This window comes from Stenotrophomonas sp. YJH_SMC_120 (genome assembly GCF_059368675.1).
Genome location: NZ_JCAFRY010000001.1, coordinates 392,691 through 406,782, shown reverse-complemented (window position 1 = coordinate 406,782; position 14,092 = coordinate 392,691). Strand labels below are relative to the sequence as shown.

The following is a 14,092-nucleotide window of genomic DNA, read 5'->3' as shown; positions in this document are numbered from 1 at the left end:
TGGTAGTGCCGGCCGCTGGCCGGCAACGGCAACAGCAGAAGCTGGTTTCCTGCAGCAGGGCGGGGTGGGTCCGGTTGCAGGGGACGCTGCAAGTACCCCTCCGGGGCCCGGCCCAGCCGCTGGCGGCTGTGCGTTCGGGCGCTTGCGAAGCAGTGCTTCGCAAGCAAAGCGCCCTCACCCATGTAAGCTCGATCGCCGCTTGCTCGTGTGCGCTGTCCTGCGCACACGGCAAGACCGGGGTTGGGCGTCCTGCCCAACCCGCCCGAGGCATGCCTCGGGCCCATGGCGCTCACGCCCCTGCAACCGGACCCACCCCGCCTTCGACAGGTTCCTGCGACCTGTCGGGACGGCGTTCTGCGCGGCTGTTGGTAGGTGTCGACCCTGGTCGACACGCTTTTCCCAAGGGTCAGAAGGGGTTCAGTGCCACGCGCTGAATGCGTGCCCCGGACGGGTAGACTGTGGCTCTTGCTCACGTGAAGACTGGTTGCCCGATGTCCGCCAAACTCCGCTGGTTGCCCCTGTTGTGCCTGGCCCTGGCGGGCTGCAGCCAGCTGGAGAATCCGGGCAATGTGACCGCCGCCGACAAGGCCGCGCGGGCGCCGGCCAGCGATGGTGAGAACATGGTGTCGATCAATGCCGCCGATGCACCGCCACCGCCGGCGCCGCCGCGCAGCCGGGCGGATCGGCCGTGGCCGCAGGCGCAGTTGGAGAATGGCCGCGCCTGGGTCAGCTGCAGTACCGAGTACGCCGGTGAGGCGGGCGATGGCGTCGAGCTGGAGGGCCTGCAGCGCGAGCAGATCACCCAGGCGCTGACGCCGTGCGCCGAACGTGGCCTGATGCGCGTGCGTTACGCCGGCAAGATCAATCCGGGCTTTGCCGAGATGATGTGGCGGTTGGCCGTGGTCGCTGACGAGCAGAAGATCCACAAGCGCATCCTCGACCTGGATTCCAGCGGCGGCCAGGTGGAATCGGCGATCGTCGCCGGCGACAGCATCGGTGAATCGGGCTGGACCATCTGGGTGCGCGAAGGCTCGATCTGCCACAGTGCCTGCGTGTTCGTGCTGGCTGCCGGTGACAACCGCCTGCTGTCGGGCAAGGTCGGCATCCACCGCATGATGCGGATCAGCTCCAAGGCCACCTCGCGCGCGGAACTCAACCGCGAGCTGCACGAGGTCTACGACAACGTGAAGGACTACCTGCAGCGCAACGGCGTGGCGGTGGGTGTGGCCGATCTGATGATGACCGTGCCCAACCGCAGCCTGCGCCTGCTGACGCAGGATGAGCTGCGCCAGTACGGCCTGGACGGCACCAACGCGGTGCAGGACGATCTGGAACGGATCAAGCAGATGCGGGCCTGTGGTGATGACTTCGTGCAACGCAAGGACGCGTTCCTGATTGCCTTCGACCAGCAGTGCAAGCGGGAAGGCGCTGACATGGAATCGATCAACAGCTGCGGCCAGGCGCTGAAGCAGCGCTTCGGTTTCCCGGACGCGGTGTGCCCGGAAGAAAGCCCACTGTCGGAGATCGACGTGGCAACGCTGCCACCGGCACCGTCGGAGCCGCCGCCGGTGGCCGAACAGGCGCCAGTGAACACCGCCGCGCCCGCCGCGCAGGCTGATGCGGCAGCGGTGGAGGGCAACGCCCCGGCACGCTGACGGCATAGTCACCGCGCTGGCGTAGACTGCGGTTCTCTCCAGAAAACCGGCGGTGTCCATGAAGCGCGTGCTCCTGCTGCTGTCCCTGCTGCCCCTGACCGCATTGGCGCAGGCACCTGCGCCGGCCACGCCGGCACCGGCTCCGGCACGCCCGGCCCCGGCCTCGCCAGCGGCTGCGAAGCCAGCCACCGCCGGCGCCCCGGCGTTGACCGCTGCACAGCAGGCCCAGGTGCAGAAACAGGATGCCGAGATGGGCGCTGCTGCATTGAAAGCCGCACAGCTGGTCGATGCCAACCGCGCCGGTGAACTGTGGGATGGCGCCTCCGCCGTCGCGCGTCGTGCGGTGCCGAAGGCCGCATTCGTCAGCCAGCTGACCACCGAGCGCACGCGCCTGGGTGCGCTGGCCGGGCGTGGCCAGCCCACCATCACCCGGGTCAAGTACAGCGCAGGTGCCGCGGTGCCGGAAGGGCTGTACATCAACGTCAGTTTCCCGACCCGTTTCGCCAACAGCGCGCAGCCGGTGCGCGAGCTGGTCTCGTTCCGTTTCGACGAGGACCAGGTGTGGCGTCTGGCCGGTTACAGCCTGCGTGCGTCGGCACCCTGAGGAGATGAATGATGGCAACTGAATTGACGATGCTGGCCTGGTCGGTCCTGCTCGGCTTCGTTTACATCTTCGCCACCTCCACCGTGGTCACCCGCGAGCGCGGGATGAAGTGGAATGCCTCGGCACGCGATGGCGACGCAAAGCCGGTCAGCCCTCTGGCCGGGCGCCTGCAGCGTGCGCAGGCCAATTTCCTGGAGACGTTCCCGTTCTTCGCCGCCGCCGCCATCGCGGTGGTCGTGGCCGGTCGCGGCAATGACACCACTGCACTGGCGGCGCAGGCCTACTTCTGGGCGCGTGTGGTCTATCTTCCCCTGTACGCCGCAGGCGTGCCCTACGTGCGCAGCCTGGTGTGGCTGGTGTCGCTGATGTCGATCCTGGCGCTGGTGTTCGCACTTCTGTAAGTCGGCCTGATCCAGATCAAGGCCGCTCAGGTGCGCGGCGCTATGCTGGCGCGGACTGAATCATCGGCAGGAGGCGCGCATGCGCAGGATGGACGTGGTGGTGGTTGGCGCCGGACCGGCAGGTCTGTGCTTCGCGCGCGCGCTGGCCGGCAGCGGGCTGCAGGTCGGGCTGGTCGAAGTGCAGCCGCGCCAGGCCCTGGCCGAGGCCGCCTTCGATGGCAGGGAGATCGCGTTGACCCATGCCTCGCGGCAGAGCATGGAGCAACTGGGTCTGTGGCAGCGCCTGCCGCAGGCCGAAGTCGCTGAGCTGCGCGACGCCAGGGTGATGAACGGCGGCTCGCCGTTCGCGCTGACCTTCGCCAGCAGCCAGGTCGACGGCCAGCCGCTGGGCTGGCTGGTACCCAACCATCTGATCCGCCGTGCCGCATGGGATGCGGTACAGGGCCAGGACGGCGTGGAACTGTTCGACGGGCGCAAGGTGCAGGGCGTGCAAGCCGATGCACAGGGCCATGTGGTCAAACTCGATGACGGCAGCCAACTGCATGCGCGGCTGCTGGTGGCCGCTGACAGCCGCTTCTCCGCCACCCGCCGCATGCTCGGCATCGGTGCGCAGATGCGCGACTTCGGCAAGTCGATGCTGGTGTGCCGCATGCAGGTCGAGCGCGACCATCGCCACACTGCCTGGGAATGGTTCGGCTACGGCCGCACGATGGCGCTGCTGCCGCTCAACGAGGGCCAGGCCTCGGCGGTGATCACGCTGCCGCCGAGGCAGATCGAGGCGCTGCTGGCGATGGACGAGGTGGCCTTCGGCGAGGCCATCAGTGCTTGCTTCGAACATCGGCTGGGCCGGATGCAGCCGGTGGCCACGCCGCAGGCGTATCCGCTGGTAGGTGTGTACGCGCACCGTTTTGTTGGCGAGCGTTCGGCGCTGATCGGCGATGCCGCAGTCGGCATGCACCCGGTCACCGCGCATGGCTTCAACCTGGGCCTGGCCAGCGCACAGCGGCTGGCGCAGGGCATCGTCGCGCAGCAGCGTCGCGGTGCCGACATTGCCGCCGCCGGCATGCTGGCCAGCTACCAACGGGGTCACCGGCTGGCGTCGCGGCCGCTGTACGAGGCGACCAATGCGATCGCCAGCCTGTACACCGACGATCGCCGCCCGGCGCGGCTGCTGCGGGCGGCCGGCCTGCGCCTGGCGCAGGGCGTGGCACCGTTCAGGCAGCTGATTGCCTTGCACCTGACCCAGCGCGTAGCCTGAACAGCCTCACATCAGCCGGCGGCCAGCACCCGGATCTGGCTGTCGGCGAACTCGACCACCTGGCCTGCGCGGATCTTGCAGGCCTTGCGCAGTTCGACTTCGCCGTCGACCCGCACCAGGCCTTCGCTGATGACCATCTTGGCTTCGCCGCCGCTGGTGACCAGGTCGGCCAGCTTGAGCAGCTGCTTGAGTTCGACGTAGTCGCCGTCGAGGTCGAATTCGAGAATCTGCATGGAGCGGGGTTCCTGGGAAGAGGGGCGCAGGCCAGCGGCCGGGCCGGGAAGAGGGCGCGTATTGTGCGCCAGCACGGGGCATGACGGCACGCGCACGGAAAGCTGTACGCCTCGTTCAGGATCAATGCGGTATCATCCCGCTCTGAGCGAGTGAAATCTCCTCCGACCGAGCAGCGCCAGGGCACGCGATAAGAAGGGCGCCCAAAGCGCGGACCATCCCTTTTTTATCGCACTGCCAGGAAGACGGCAGTGCCTTCGGAGTTCCCCATGTCCCAAGATTCCCAAGCGCCGCTGCAGTTCGCGCAGCTCGGCCTGTCCGAGCCCGTGATGCAGGCGGTCACCGCCATCGGCTACGAAACCCCGTCGCCGATCCAGGCCGCCACCATCCCGGCGATGCTGGAAGGCCGCGACGTGCTGGGCCAGGCCCAGACCGGTACCGGCAAGACCGCCGCGTTCGCGCTGCCGGTACTGTCCAACATCGACCTGCAGCAGATCAAGCCGCAGGCCCTGATCCTGGCGCCGACCCGCGAACTGGCCATCCAGGTCGCCGAGGCGTTCCAGTCCTACTCGTCGAAGATCCCGGGCTTCCGCGTGCTGCCGGTGTACGGCGGCCAGCCTTACGGGCAGCAGCTGTCGGCGCTGCGCCGTGGCGTGCATATCGTGGTCGGTACCCCCGGTCGCGTGATCGACCACCTCGACCGCAGCACCCTGGACCTGTCCGAGCTGAAGACCCTGGTGCTGGACGAAGCCGATGAAATGCTGCGCATGGGCTTCATCGACGACGTCGAAGCGGTGCTGAAGAAGCTGCCGGAGCAGCGCCAGGTGGCCCTGTTCTCGGCCACCATGCCGCCGCAGATCCGCCGCATCGCGCAGACCTACCTGCAGGACCCGGTGGAAGTGACCATCGCGGCCAAGACCACCACCTCGGCCAACATCCGCCAGCGTTACTGGTGGGTGAGCGGCATGCACAAGCTGGATGCGCTGACCCGCATCCTGGAAGTCGAGCCGTTCGACGCGATGATCATCTTCGCGCGCACCAAGGCCGGCACCGAAGAACTGGCCAGCAAGCTGCAGGCCCGTGGCCTGGCCGCTGCCGCCATCAACGGCGACATGCAGCAGGCCCAGCGTGAGCGCACCATCGCCATGCTGAAGGAAGGCAAGCTGGACATCCTGGTCGCCACCGACGTGGCTGCGCGCGGCCTGGACGTGGAGCGCATCAGCCACGTGCTGAACTACGACATTCCGTACGACACCGAAAGCTACGTGCACCGTATCGGCCGTACCGGTCGTGCCGGCCGCAGCGGCGAGGCGATCCTGTTCGCCACCCCGCGCGAGAAGGGCATGCTGCGCCAGATCGAGCGCGCCACCCGCCAGCCGATCGAAGAGATGCAGCTGCCGAGCGTGGAAGCGGTCAACGACACCCGCATCAACAAATTCACCACGCGCATCACCGAAACCCTCGGTGCCGGCGGCCTGGACTTCTACCGCCAGCTGCTGGAGCGCTTCGAGAACGAGCAGAACGTGCCGGCCATCGAGATCGCCGCCGCGCTGGCCAAGATGCTGCAGGGTGACACCCCGTTCCTGCTGCAGCCGCCGGTGCGTGCCCCGCGTGAAGAGCGCGCCCCGCGCGAGCGTTTCGACCGTAGCGACCGTCCGGAGCGTGGCGATCGCTTCGACCGCAACGAGCGTGGTCCACGCTTCGAGCGTGGCCCGCGTCGCGACGACGCCGAAGGTGGTTTCGAGCAGCGTCCGCGCCGTGAGGTTCCGCCGCGTGGTGCACCGGAGCAGGGCATGGAGACCTACCGCATTTCGGTGGGCCACCAACATGGCGTGAAGCCGGCCAACATCGTCGGCGCCATCGCCAACGAAGCGGGCCTGGAAAGCCGCTTCATCGGCCGCATCGACATCCACGACGACTTCTCGCTGCTGGACCTGCCGGCACAGATGCCGCCGGACGTGCTGTCGCACCTGCAGAAGGTGTGGGTGTCCGGCCAGCAGCTGCAGATGCGTGCGCTGGCTCCGGGTGAAGACACCAACCCGGCCCCGCGTCCGTTCAAGCCGCGCTTCGACAAGCGTGGCCCGGGCGGCCCGGGTGGTCCGCGTCGTGGTGGCCCGGGTGGTCCGGGTGGCCATGGTGGCGACCGCGGCGGTGACCGCGACAGCCGCCCGCCGCGTCGTGACGGCTTCAAGCCGCGCGGCCCGCGCAGCTTCTAAGCCGCACCCGCATCCGTCCATGACAACGCCCGCCCCCGGGCTGGCGTACAGGAAAAGGGGACGGAGGGGATTAAGTCGTAAATGGCAGGCCATGCGCTTATGCCGAAAACGACTTAATCCCCTCCGTCCCCTTTTTCGCATGGCCCACACATTGCCGGTCATAGGCTGGGCCGGTTCCAAGGCAGGTTGTCACCGCAGCACATTCGGGGGGATCCGGGATGGGTAGAAGTGGCACGGACCAGCAGAGCCGGCGGGTGCCGATGACCCGTGGGCTGGGATTGCGCTTTGCGTTGTTGACGGGCATGGCGATCGGGTTGGTCGCGTTGTCCGCGTTGATCCAGGAACTGCAGGCAGCCTCGACGGCCTGGATTGCCGGCCAGGGGTACTGGTCACGAGGACAGCAGGATGCAACCGCTGCGCTGAGCCGCTACCTGGCGCGTGGCCATGCCCAGGACCTGGATGACGCGCGCCAGGCGCTGCGGATTCCATTGGGCGATCTGCAGGCCCGGCTGGCGCTGGAACAGGCGGTACCGGACGAGGAAAAGGCCAGGCAGGGCTTCCTGCAGGGTGGCAACGCGCGCGCCGATATCCCACGCCTGGTGTTCTCGTTCCGCTATGCACGCGACATCGGTGCATTCCGGGAAGCAACCACGCTGTGGCGACAGACCGACGATGATCTGTTGGCCATGCAGCGGCTGGTTGCCGAGCTGCAGTCGGGGCACGCCCAGGGCGTGCTGCCAGCGGCGGACCGCGATCGCTACCTGCAACAACTGCGTGATCTGGACCGGCGGCTGCAGGTGCAGGCGCAGGCATTTTCGCAAGCCTTGCTGCGCATGGCCACGATGGTACGGATCGCCACGCTTGTGGTCGGCGGGTTGTCGGTGCTGGCGATCAGCCTGATGGCGGTGGCCCTCGCGCGCCGCGTCGGCAAGGACCTGACCGAGCATGAAAGCCGCTTCCGTGCGGCCTTCTACCAGGCCAATGTCGGCATGCTCAAGCTCGACACCGACGGCAAGGTGATCGAAGCCAACCAGGCGATGGCCGACATCCTCGACTACCGACGCGACGTGCTGCTGCAGATGTCGCTCGGCGATCTGTTGATGGAAGGCGAACTGGTCATCGATGGCGTCGGCCGCATCGACTGGGACCGGCAGCTGCGGCCGAGTGAACTGCGCTTCTGCCGCCGCGATGGCAGCCTGGTGTGGGGGCGCTGGAGTGGCACCGGCGTGCGCAGCGCGGGAGGCGGCCTGTCGGTGTTTGCGATCATCGAGGATGTCAGCCAGAACCATGCATTGGCACGTGAGATCGAGCATCACGCCAGCCACGATCCGCTGACCGGCCTGATCAACCGCCGCGAGATCGAGCGGCTGCTGGAGCGTGCGCTGCTGCAGGTACGCAGTGATGGCGGTACGCATGCGCTGTGCTACATCAACCTGGACCACTTCAAGCTGGTCAACGACAGCTTCGGCCATGCCGCCGGTGACCAGATGCTGCGCAGTTTCGCCGACTATCTGGTGGCGGCCGTGCGTGACGGTGACTGGGTCGGCCGCCTGGGCGCCGACGAGTTCGCCGTGTTCCTCGCCCATGCCGGGCAGGACGAAGCCAAGCGGGTGCTGCAGCGGGTGATCCGCAACCTGGGCCAGGCCACGTTCCCGATCAGCGAGGGCAGCCCGCAGCTGAGCTGCAGCATCGGCGTGGTCGAGGTCAGTGCAGATGCGCCGGACGTGAACTGGTTGATGAGTGCTGCCGACAGCGCCTGCTATGCCGCCAAGCAGGCCGGGCGCAACCGCGTGCACTGCTTCAATGAGAACCGCATGGCGCTGGAGGAGCGGCGGCAGGAGGCCGAGCGCCTGCAGGGCGTCAGCCTGGCGATGGCCGAGAATCGCATGCTGCTGTATGCACAGCGCATCGCCCGCGTTGGCGATCCGTCCTACCTGCACTACGAGGTGCTGGTGCGCATGCGTGGCACCGATGGCAGCCTGCATCTGCCCGGCCAGTTCATGCCGGCGGTGGAGCGCTATGGCATGGCGGTGGCGCTGGACCGGCACGTGCTCGGGCTGCTGTTCCGCCACCTGCAGGTGTGCCCGGCGCACGTGCGCCAGCTGGGCCTGTGCAACGTCAACGTGTCCGCGCAGTCGATCGCCGAGCCGGGATTCCTCGCCTTCGTCTGCGACCTGCTCGAGCGCAACCGCGCGCTGGCCTCCAAATTGTGCTTCGAGATCACCGAGACCGCGGCGATCAGCAACCTCAGCCAGGCCCGCGCCTTCATCGATGCGGTGAAGGCACGGGGGTGCCGGATGGCGCTGGATGACTTCGGCTCCGGCCTGTCTTCCTTCGGCTACCTGCGCCAGTTGCCGGCGGACATCCTGAAGATCGACGGCGCCTTCGTGCGCGACATGGATACCGACCCGGTCAGCCACGCCACGGTGCGCGCGATCAGCGAGCTCGGGCGCGAGTTGCAGATGGAAGTGGTGGCCGAGTGGGTGGAGACCGCCGAGGTTGCCGGTGCGCTGACCCGGCTTGGCGTGCAGGGGCTGCAGGGCTATGCCATCGAACGGCCGCAGCCGCTGGAGCGGCTGACCCTGGTCGATCTGCGCCCGGTACGGCTGGTCGCGGTGAAGGGGCCGCCGGCGGCTGGCTGAACCGCGGGCGCCGACTTTGGTCTACACATGCGTGGCGTGCCCGGCTGCGATAATGCGCGCCAGGGGCGGCGCGCAGTGGGCGCGGACGTAAGCAGGAACAGGACGTGGCGTGGGCGGCAGGCAGTGGCGGTATGGAACAGGAGCGGTGCTGGCCGTCCTGATGGTGTGGTTGGCGTTGCCGTGGCCGCTTCAGGCTGCAGAGGCCGTGCCGGGCCATGATTATCTCCTGGTCGGCGGCGCTACCGACGAGCCGACGCCGCACCGCGCATGCACGCCGGAGATGCTGTCCGGCGCCCGCCAGCAGGTGCTGGTACCGGCTCCGCCGCAGGGCTGGTCAGGCCAACCGCAGGCGCTGGACGTGTTCAACGTCTTTGCCGGTGAAGTGCGCGTCCAGCATGGCGACCGCGAGATCTGCGGCAACATGCACGACGCGCGCACCCGCGATTCACGTTTCCGGGCTGGCATCGGCCTGGTGGCGGTACCGCCGGCCGGCAGCCATGAGCCGTTCCTGGTCTCCTGGCAGACACCGCTGAAGGCACGTTGGGTACCGACCCTGCGGCTGGGCGCGCCCAGCCCGGTGCAGCAGAACGACACCGCCCGCCTGCTGGTGCGTGCGGCCTGCATCGCGGTGGCGATTGCGCTGGCGCTGTCGGCGTTGATGGCCTTCCTGACCACCCGGGACCGCAGTTTCCTGGTCTACATCGCCGGCACCACCGTGATGGTGCTGTGGCAGGCCATCCTCGGCGGGCTGAGCGGCTATCCGGAACCCTGGCTGCCGGTGGGCGAGCACGGCGCCTGGTGGCTGCTGGCGCTGACCGCTGCGACCCAGGCACTGGTGCTGCCGGCGCTGTGGCGGCTGAACGGAGGCGACCGCGTGCTGCCTCGATCGCGCCCGGCCCAACTGGCGGTGTTGTGGACCCTGATGGCGCTGGCCGTGCTGGTGCCGTGGCTGCGCTGGGAGCATCTGGCCTGGGTCGCGAAGGGCTTGCAGGTGTCCTATCTGTCCGGATGTGGCCTGGCACTGATGGTCGGCGTCTGGGCACGCTGGCGCGGCGACCGTTGGGCACAGGCGGGTCTGGCCGCGCTGGCACCGATGCTGGTACTGATCATCGCCGATGCCTGTGGTGCGGCGTGGCTGCTGGAATACCGGGTGGAGGCGCTGCAGCTGGCGGTGACCTGGCTGTTGATGATGGCCGCGTATGCGTTGAACCAGCGGCTGGGCCGGCTGCGCCAGCAGCGTGATGAACTTCGCCAGCTGGCCGAGACCGATGGCCTGACCGGGCTTCCCAACCGTCGCGCCGGACTGCAGCAGCTGGCCCGCCATCTGGAACGGGTGGACCGTGAGCGCGGCCCGTTGGTGATCGGCTTCCTCGACATCGACCTGTTCAAGGACATCAACGACCGCCACGGCCACGCAGTGGGCGACCAGGTGCTGGTGGCGGTGGCGCGTGCCCTGCGCGCGGCGGTACGCAGCCAGGACGAAGTGGTGCGGATGGGCGGCGAAGAGTTCCTGCTGCTGATGCCCGGCATGCCGCGCGAGGCGGCGTCGGCGCGGCTGGACCGCCTGCGCCAGCGCATCACCGAGGCTGGCCAGGCCCTGCAGGTGCCGGGGCTGGAGGTGACCGCCAGCATCGGCCTGGCGCAGTGGCGACCGGGCGAGGACGATCTGGCCGGGCTGCTGCGGCGCGCCGACCATGCCATGTACGTGGCAAAGCGGGCGGGCCGCAACCGGGTCTTCGACGGTGAGGAGCTCGATCCGCCCGCCCTGGCGTGAAGCGCAGCGGGCGGCGATGCCGGATAATGGGCCGATGACCACCCGACTCAACAAACATATCGCCGACACCGGCTTCTGCTCCCGCCGCGAGGCCGATCGCCTGATCGCCGCGCGCCGCGTTACCGTCAACGGCCATCCGGCCGGTACCGGCGCGGTGGTGGGCGAGGAAGACCAGGTGCTGGTCGACGGCCAGCCGCTGCGCGCCCGCGTGGCACGCAAGCCCGGCGCCCGCCGCCACGTCTACATCGCATTGAACAAGCCGGTAGGCGTCACCTGCACGACCGAAACTTCGGTCAAGGGCAACATCGTCGACTTCGTCGGCCACGAACAGCGCATCTTCCCGATCGGCCGCCTGGACAAGGAATCCGAGGGGTTGATCCTGATGACCAGCAACGGCGACATCGTCAACCAGATCCTGCGCGCCGAAAATGGCCACCAGAAGGAATACCTGGTGGCGGTGAACAAGCCGGTCACCGATGAGTTCCTGCGCGGCATGGCGCGCGGCGTGCGCATCCACGACCAGATGACGCTGCCGTGCAAGACCTCGCGCATCGCCAAGTTCGGCTTCCGTATCACCCTGCAGCAGGGCCTGAACCGGCAGATCCGCCTGATGGCCGCCGAATTCGGCTATCGCGTGACCCAGCTGCGCCGCGTGCGCATCGACAACATCAAGATCGGCGCGCTGAAGCCGGGCCAGTGGCGCAACCTGACCGAGCAGGAACTGCAGGGCCTCCTGCCGAAGCAGCTGGACTGGTAACGCGCGGTAGTGCCGGCCGCTGGCCGGCTGCTCCAAGCATCGAATGCGCGCGGGATGCCGGCCAGCGGCCGGCACTACCCGTTGTGCGGATTACGCGCCGGCATCAGCTAGACTTTGCAGTGACCTGCCGGAACGTGACGCTGCATGATCAAGCCCGACAAGCCTGCCAACGAAGCCCTTCGGCTCGAGGCGCTGTACCGCTACCGGATCCTTGATTCGCAGCGCGAGAAGTCATTCGACGACCTGGTGGCGATCGCCAAGGCGGTCTGCGGTACCTCGATGGCGGCGGTGACCCTGATTGACGTCGAACGGCAATGGTTCAAGTCGATCCAGGGCATCGACGCGGCGGAAAACCTGCGCAGCGAATCGATGTGTGGCCACGCCATCCTGCAGCCGCACCAAATCATGGTGGTTGAGGATGCGTTGCAGGACATCCGCTTCCACGACAACCCGGTGGTGACCGGCGACCCGCACATCCGCTTCTACGCCGGTGCGCCGCTGATCAGTTCCGATGGCCTGCCGCTGGGTACGCTGTGCGTGTTCGATGCACAGCCGCAGCACCTGCCCAGCGACAAGGCCGAGGCGCTGGCCGCGCTGTCACGGCAGGTGATGCTGGTGATGGAGCTGCGTCGTTTCGCGCTCGACATCCAGAAGCACATGCTGGAACGCGATGACTACGAGCGCCTGCTGTCGGAGTACCAGGACGTGCTGCTGGCGCAGAATGCCGACCTGGCCGAACAGAGCCGCACCGATGCGCTGACCGGCCTGCCCAACCGCCGCGCGATGGCAGCGGCACTGGAAGAGGCGGTTGCGGAGATCGATGGGCAACCGGGAGTAGCCTGCGTGGCCCTGCTGGACATCGATCATTTCAAGCACATCAATGACTTCCAGGGCCACGCCACCGGCGACCGGGTACTGGCCGAGCTGGGCGTGCTGCTGCGTTCGCATTTTGCCGGCCGTGGCATGGCCGCGCGCTATGGTGGCGAGGAGTTCGTGGCGGTGATGCCGGGCGCTGATCTGCGCACGGCCGAACTGCAATGCGAGTTCCTGCGCCTGGCCGTGGCGGATCTGCCGCTGGGATTCCCGGTCACGATCAGCATTGGTGTGGCCCAGCACCAGCCCGGTGAAAGCGTGGATGAGATGCTGGCGCGCGCCGACAAGGCGCTGTACCGGGCCAAGGGCAACGGTCGCAACAGGGTGGAGCTGGCGGGCTGAAACACGGCGGTTCGCGCGCTGAACGCATGCGACGCGTGGATGATTCGATGCCGCTCCAGTAGATCCACGCCATGCGTGGATGCTCTTCCCGTTTTACTTGGCGTCGCAGCTCCTGCGATCAGAACCGGCCAGCATGACGTCCCTGTTTCCACGGACACCAGCCATGCTGCAGACCCTGGCCATCGCCCACTATCGCTCGCTGCACGGGCTGGTACTGCCGCTGCAGCCGTTGAACGTGGTCACCGGTGACAACGGCAGTGGCAAATCCAGCCTGTACCGCGCGCTGCGCCTGCTGGCGGAAACCGCCCAGGGCGGCGTCGCGGCGGTGCTGGCCCGCGAAGGGGGACTTGGTTCGGCGCTGTGGGCCGGCCCCGAATCCATCGATCGCCGGGTCGCGGCCGGCGAGATCCCGCTGCAGGGCGGGCCCCGGCAGGCGTCAGTGGGGCTGAAGCTGGGATTCACCACCGACGAGTTCGGCTATGCCATCGACCTGGGCTACCCGCCACCCAGCCGTTCCGCGTTTGCGCTGGATCCGCAGATCAAGGCGGAGGCGATCTGGGCCGGGCCGTTCCTGCGCAGCGCCAACCTGCTGGTCGATCGCCGTGGGGCAATGGTGCGGCAACGCCATGCGCACGGCTGGGATCTCGTGGATGACCGCTTGTCACTGTTCGACAGCCTGTTCACCCAGGTCGGCGATCCGCAGCGCATGCCGGAAACCATCGCCCTGCGTGAGTACATCCGTCGCTGGCGCTTCTACGATCATTTCCGCAGCGACGCCGATGCCCCGGCGCGACAACCGGCGATGGCAACGCGCACGCCGGTGCTGCATCACGACGGCCGGGATCTGGCGGCGGCCTGGGTGACCATTCTCGAGATCGGAGATCCGGTTGCGTTGGCACGCAGTGTCGATGACGCCTTCCCCGGCGCCACGGTCGGCTTCGAAGAGCTGGACGGTCGACTGGCCCTGCGATTCCACCAGCCCGGGCTGCTGCGGCCGTTGTCGATGGCCGAATTGTCTGACGGTACCCTGCGATTCCTGCTGCTGGCCGCGGCACTGCACACGCCGCGGCCACCGCCGCTGCTGGTGCTGAACGAGCCGGAGACCAGCCTGCATCCGGACCTGCTGCCGGCGCTGGCGCGGCTGATCATCGCCGCCAGTGCGCGCAGCCAGGTGTGGGTGGTGTCACACGCCAGCCGGCTGATCGCGGCGTTGGAGCAGGCGCCGGGCTGCCACTCGCTGCATCTGCACAAGGAACAGGGCCGCACGCTGCTGAGCGGGCAGGGCCTGCTGGATGCGCCGGCCTGGCATTGGCCGCAGCGTTGAGACATCGATCCGGAT

The 14,092-nt window shown here is 68.0% G+C and carries 11 protein-coding genes; 10 read left to right on the top strand and 1 reads right to left on the bottom strand.

Going from position 1 to position 14,092, the window contains the following annotated elements; translation table 11 throughout:
• The first annotated feature begins 491 nt into the window (after nucleotides 1–491).
• The 4 genes from AC5P60_RS02110 (at nucleotide 492) to ubiM (ending at nucleotide 3,918) form a co-directional block, all read left to right on the top strand.
• Complete coding sequence (locus tag AC5P60_RS02110; protein WP_049454703.1) at nucleotides 492–1,655, top strand: COG3904 family protein; 1,164 nt, start codon at nucleotides 492–494, stop codon at nucleotides 1,653–1,655.
• 58 nt (nucleotides 1,656–1,713) lie between these two features.
• Complete coding sequence (locus tag AC5P60_RS02105) at nucleotides 1,714–2,259, top strand: DUF4019 domain-containing protein (protein WP_005408699.1); 546 nt, start codon at nucleotides 1,714–1,716, stop codon at nucleotides 2,257–2,259.
• Nucleotides 2,260–2,270: 11 nt separating this feature from the next.
• The gene (locus tag AC5P60_RS02100; RefSeq protein WP_049402234.1) at nucleotides 2,271–2,660 is read left to right on the top strand and encodes an MAPEG family protein; all 390 of its coding nucleotides are present in this window, start codon (nucleotides 2,271–2,273) and stop codon (nucleotides 2,658–2,660) included.
• A gap of 79 nt (nucleotides 2,661–2,739) precedes the next feature.
• On the top strand, nucleotides 2,740–3,918 hold the full coding sequence (gene ubiM / locus AC5P60_RS02095) for a 5-demethoxyubiquinol-8 5-hydroxylase UbiM (RefSeq protein ID WP_049454701.1): 1,179 nt from the start codon (nucleotides 2,740–2,742) through the stop codon (nucleotides 3,916–3,918).
• Between the two features lie 11 nt (nucleotides 3,919–3,929).
• On the opposite strand, the gene AC5P60_RS02090 is transcribed toward ubiM, so the two are convergent.
• Nucleotides 3,930–4,151, bottom strand: a complete 222-nt coding sequence (locus AC5P60_RS02090; protein WP_005408703.1) for an RNA-binding S4 domain-containing protein — start codon at nucleotides 4,149–4,151, stop codon at nucleotides 3,930–3,932.
• Nucleotides 4,152–4,418: 267 nt separating this feature from the next.
• On the opposite strand from AC5P60_RS02090, the gene AC5P60_RS02085 reads away from it, so the two are divergent.
• The 6 genes from AC5P60_RS02085 (at nucleotide 4,419) to AC5P60_RS02060 (ending at nucleotide 14,077) form a co-directional block, all read left to right on the top strand.
• Complete coding sequence (locus AC5P60_RS02085; protein ID WP_483692909.1) at nucleotides 4,419–6,365, top strand: DEAD/DEAH box helicase; 1,947 nt, start codon at nucleotides 4,419–4,421, stop codon at nucleotides 6,363–6,365.
• A 218-nt stretch (nucleotides 6,366–6,583) separates the two neighbouring features.
• A complete protein-coding gene (locus tag AC5P60_RS02080; RefSeq protein ID WP_049454699.1) occupies nucleotides 6,584–9,007 on the top strand; it encodes a putative bifunctional diguanylate cyclase/phosphodiesterase in 2,424 nt (807 codons plus the stop codon).
• A 109-nt stretch (nucleotides 9,008–9,116) separates the two neighbouring features.
• The gene (locus AC5P60_RS02075) at nucleotides 9,117–10,781 is read left to right on the top strand and encodes a sensor domain-containing diguanylate cyclase (protein WP_033835113.1); all 1,665 of its coding nucleotides are present in this window, start codon (nucleotides 9,117–9,119) and stop codon (nucleotides 10,779–10,781) included.
• Nucleotides 10,782–10,815: 34 nt separating this feature from the next.
• Nucleotides 10,816–11,538 (top strand): pseudouridine synthase, encoded by a 723-nt coding sequence (locus AC5P60_RS02070; protein ID WP_005408708.1) that lies wholly within the window; start codon nucleotides 10,816–10,818, stop codon nucleotides 11,536–11,538.
• Nucleotides 11,539–11,682: 144 nt separating this feature from the next.
• Nucleotides 11,683–12,753: a sensor domain-containing diguanylate cyclase gene (locus AC5P60_RS02065; protein WP_005412715.1), complete on the top strand. Its 1,071-nt coding sequence runs from the start codon at nucleotides 11,683–11,685 to the stop codon at nucleotides 12,751–12,753.
• A 163-nt stretch (nucleotides 12,754–12,916) separates the two neighbouring features.
• Nucleotides 12,917–14,077 (top strand): AAA family ATPase, encoded by a 1,161-nt coding sequence (locus AC5P60_RS02060; protein WP_024956273.1) that lies wholly within the window; start codon nucleotides 12,917–12,919, stop codon nucleotides 14,075–14,077.
• The last annotated feature ends 15 nt before the right edge of the window (nucleotides 14,078–14,092 follow it).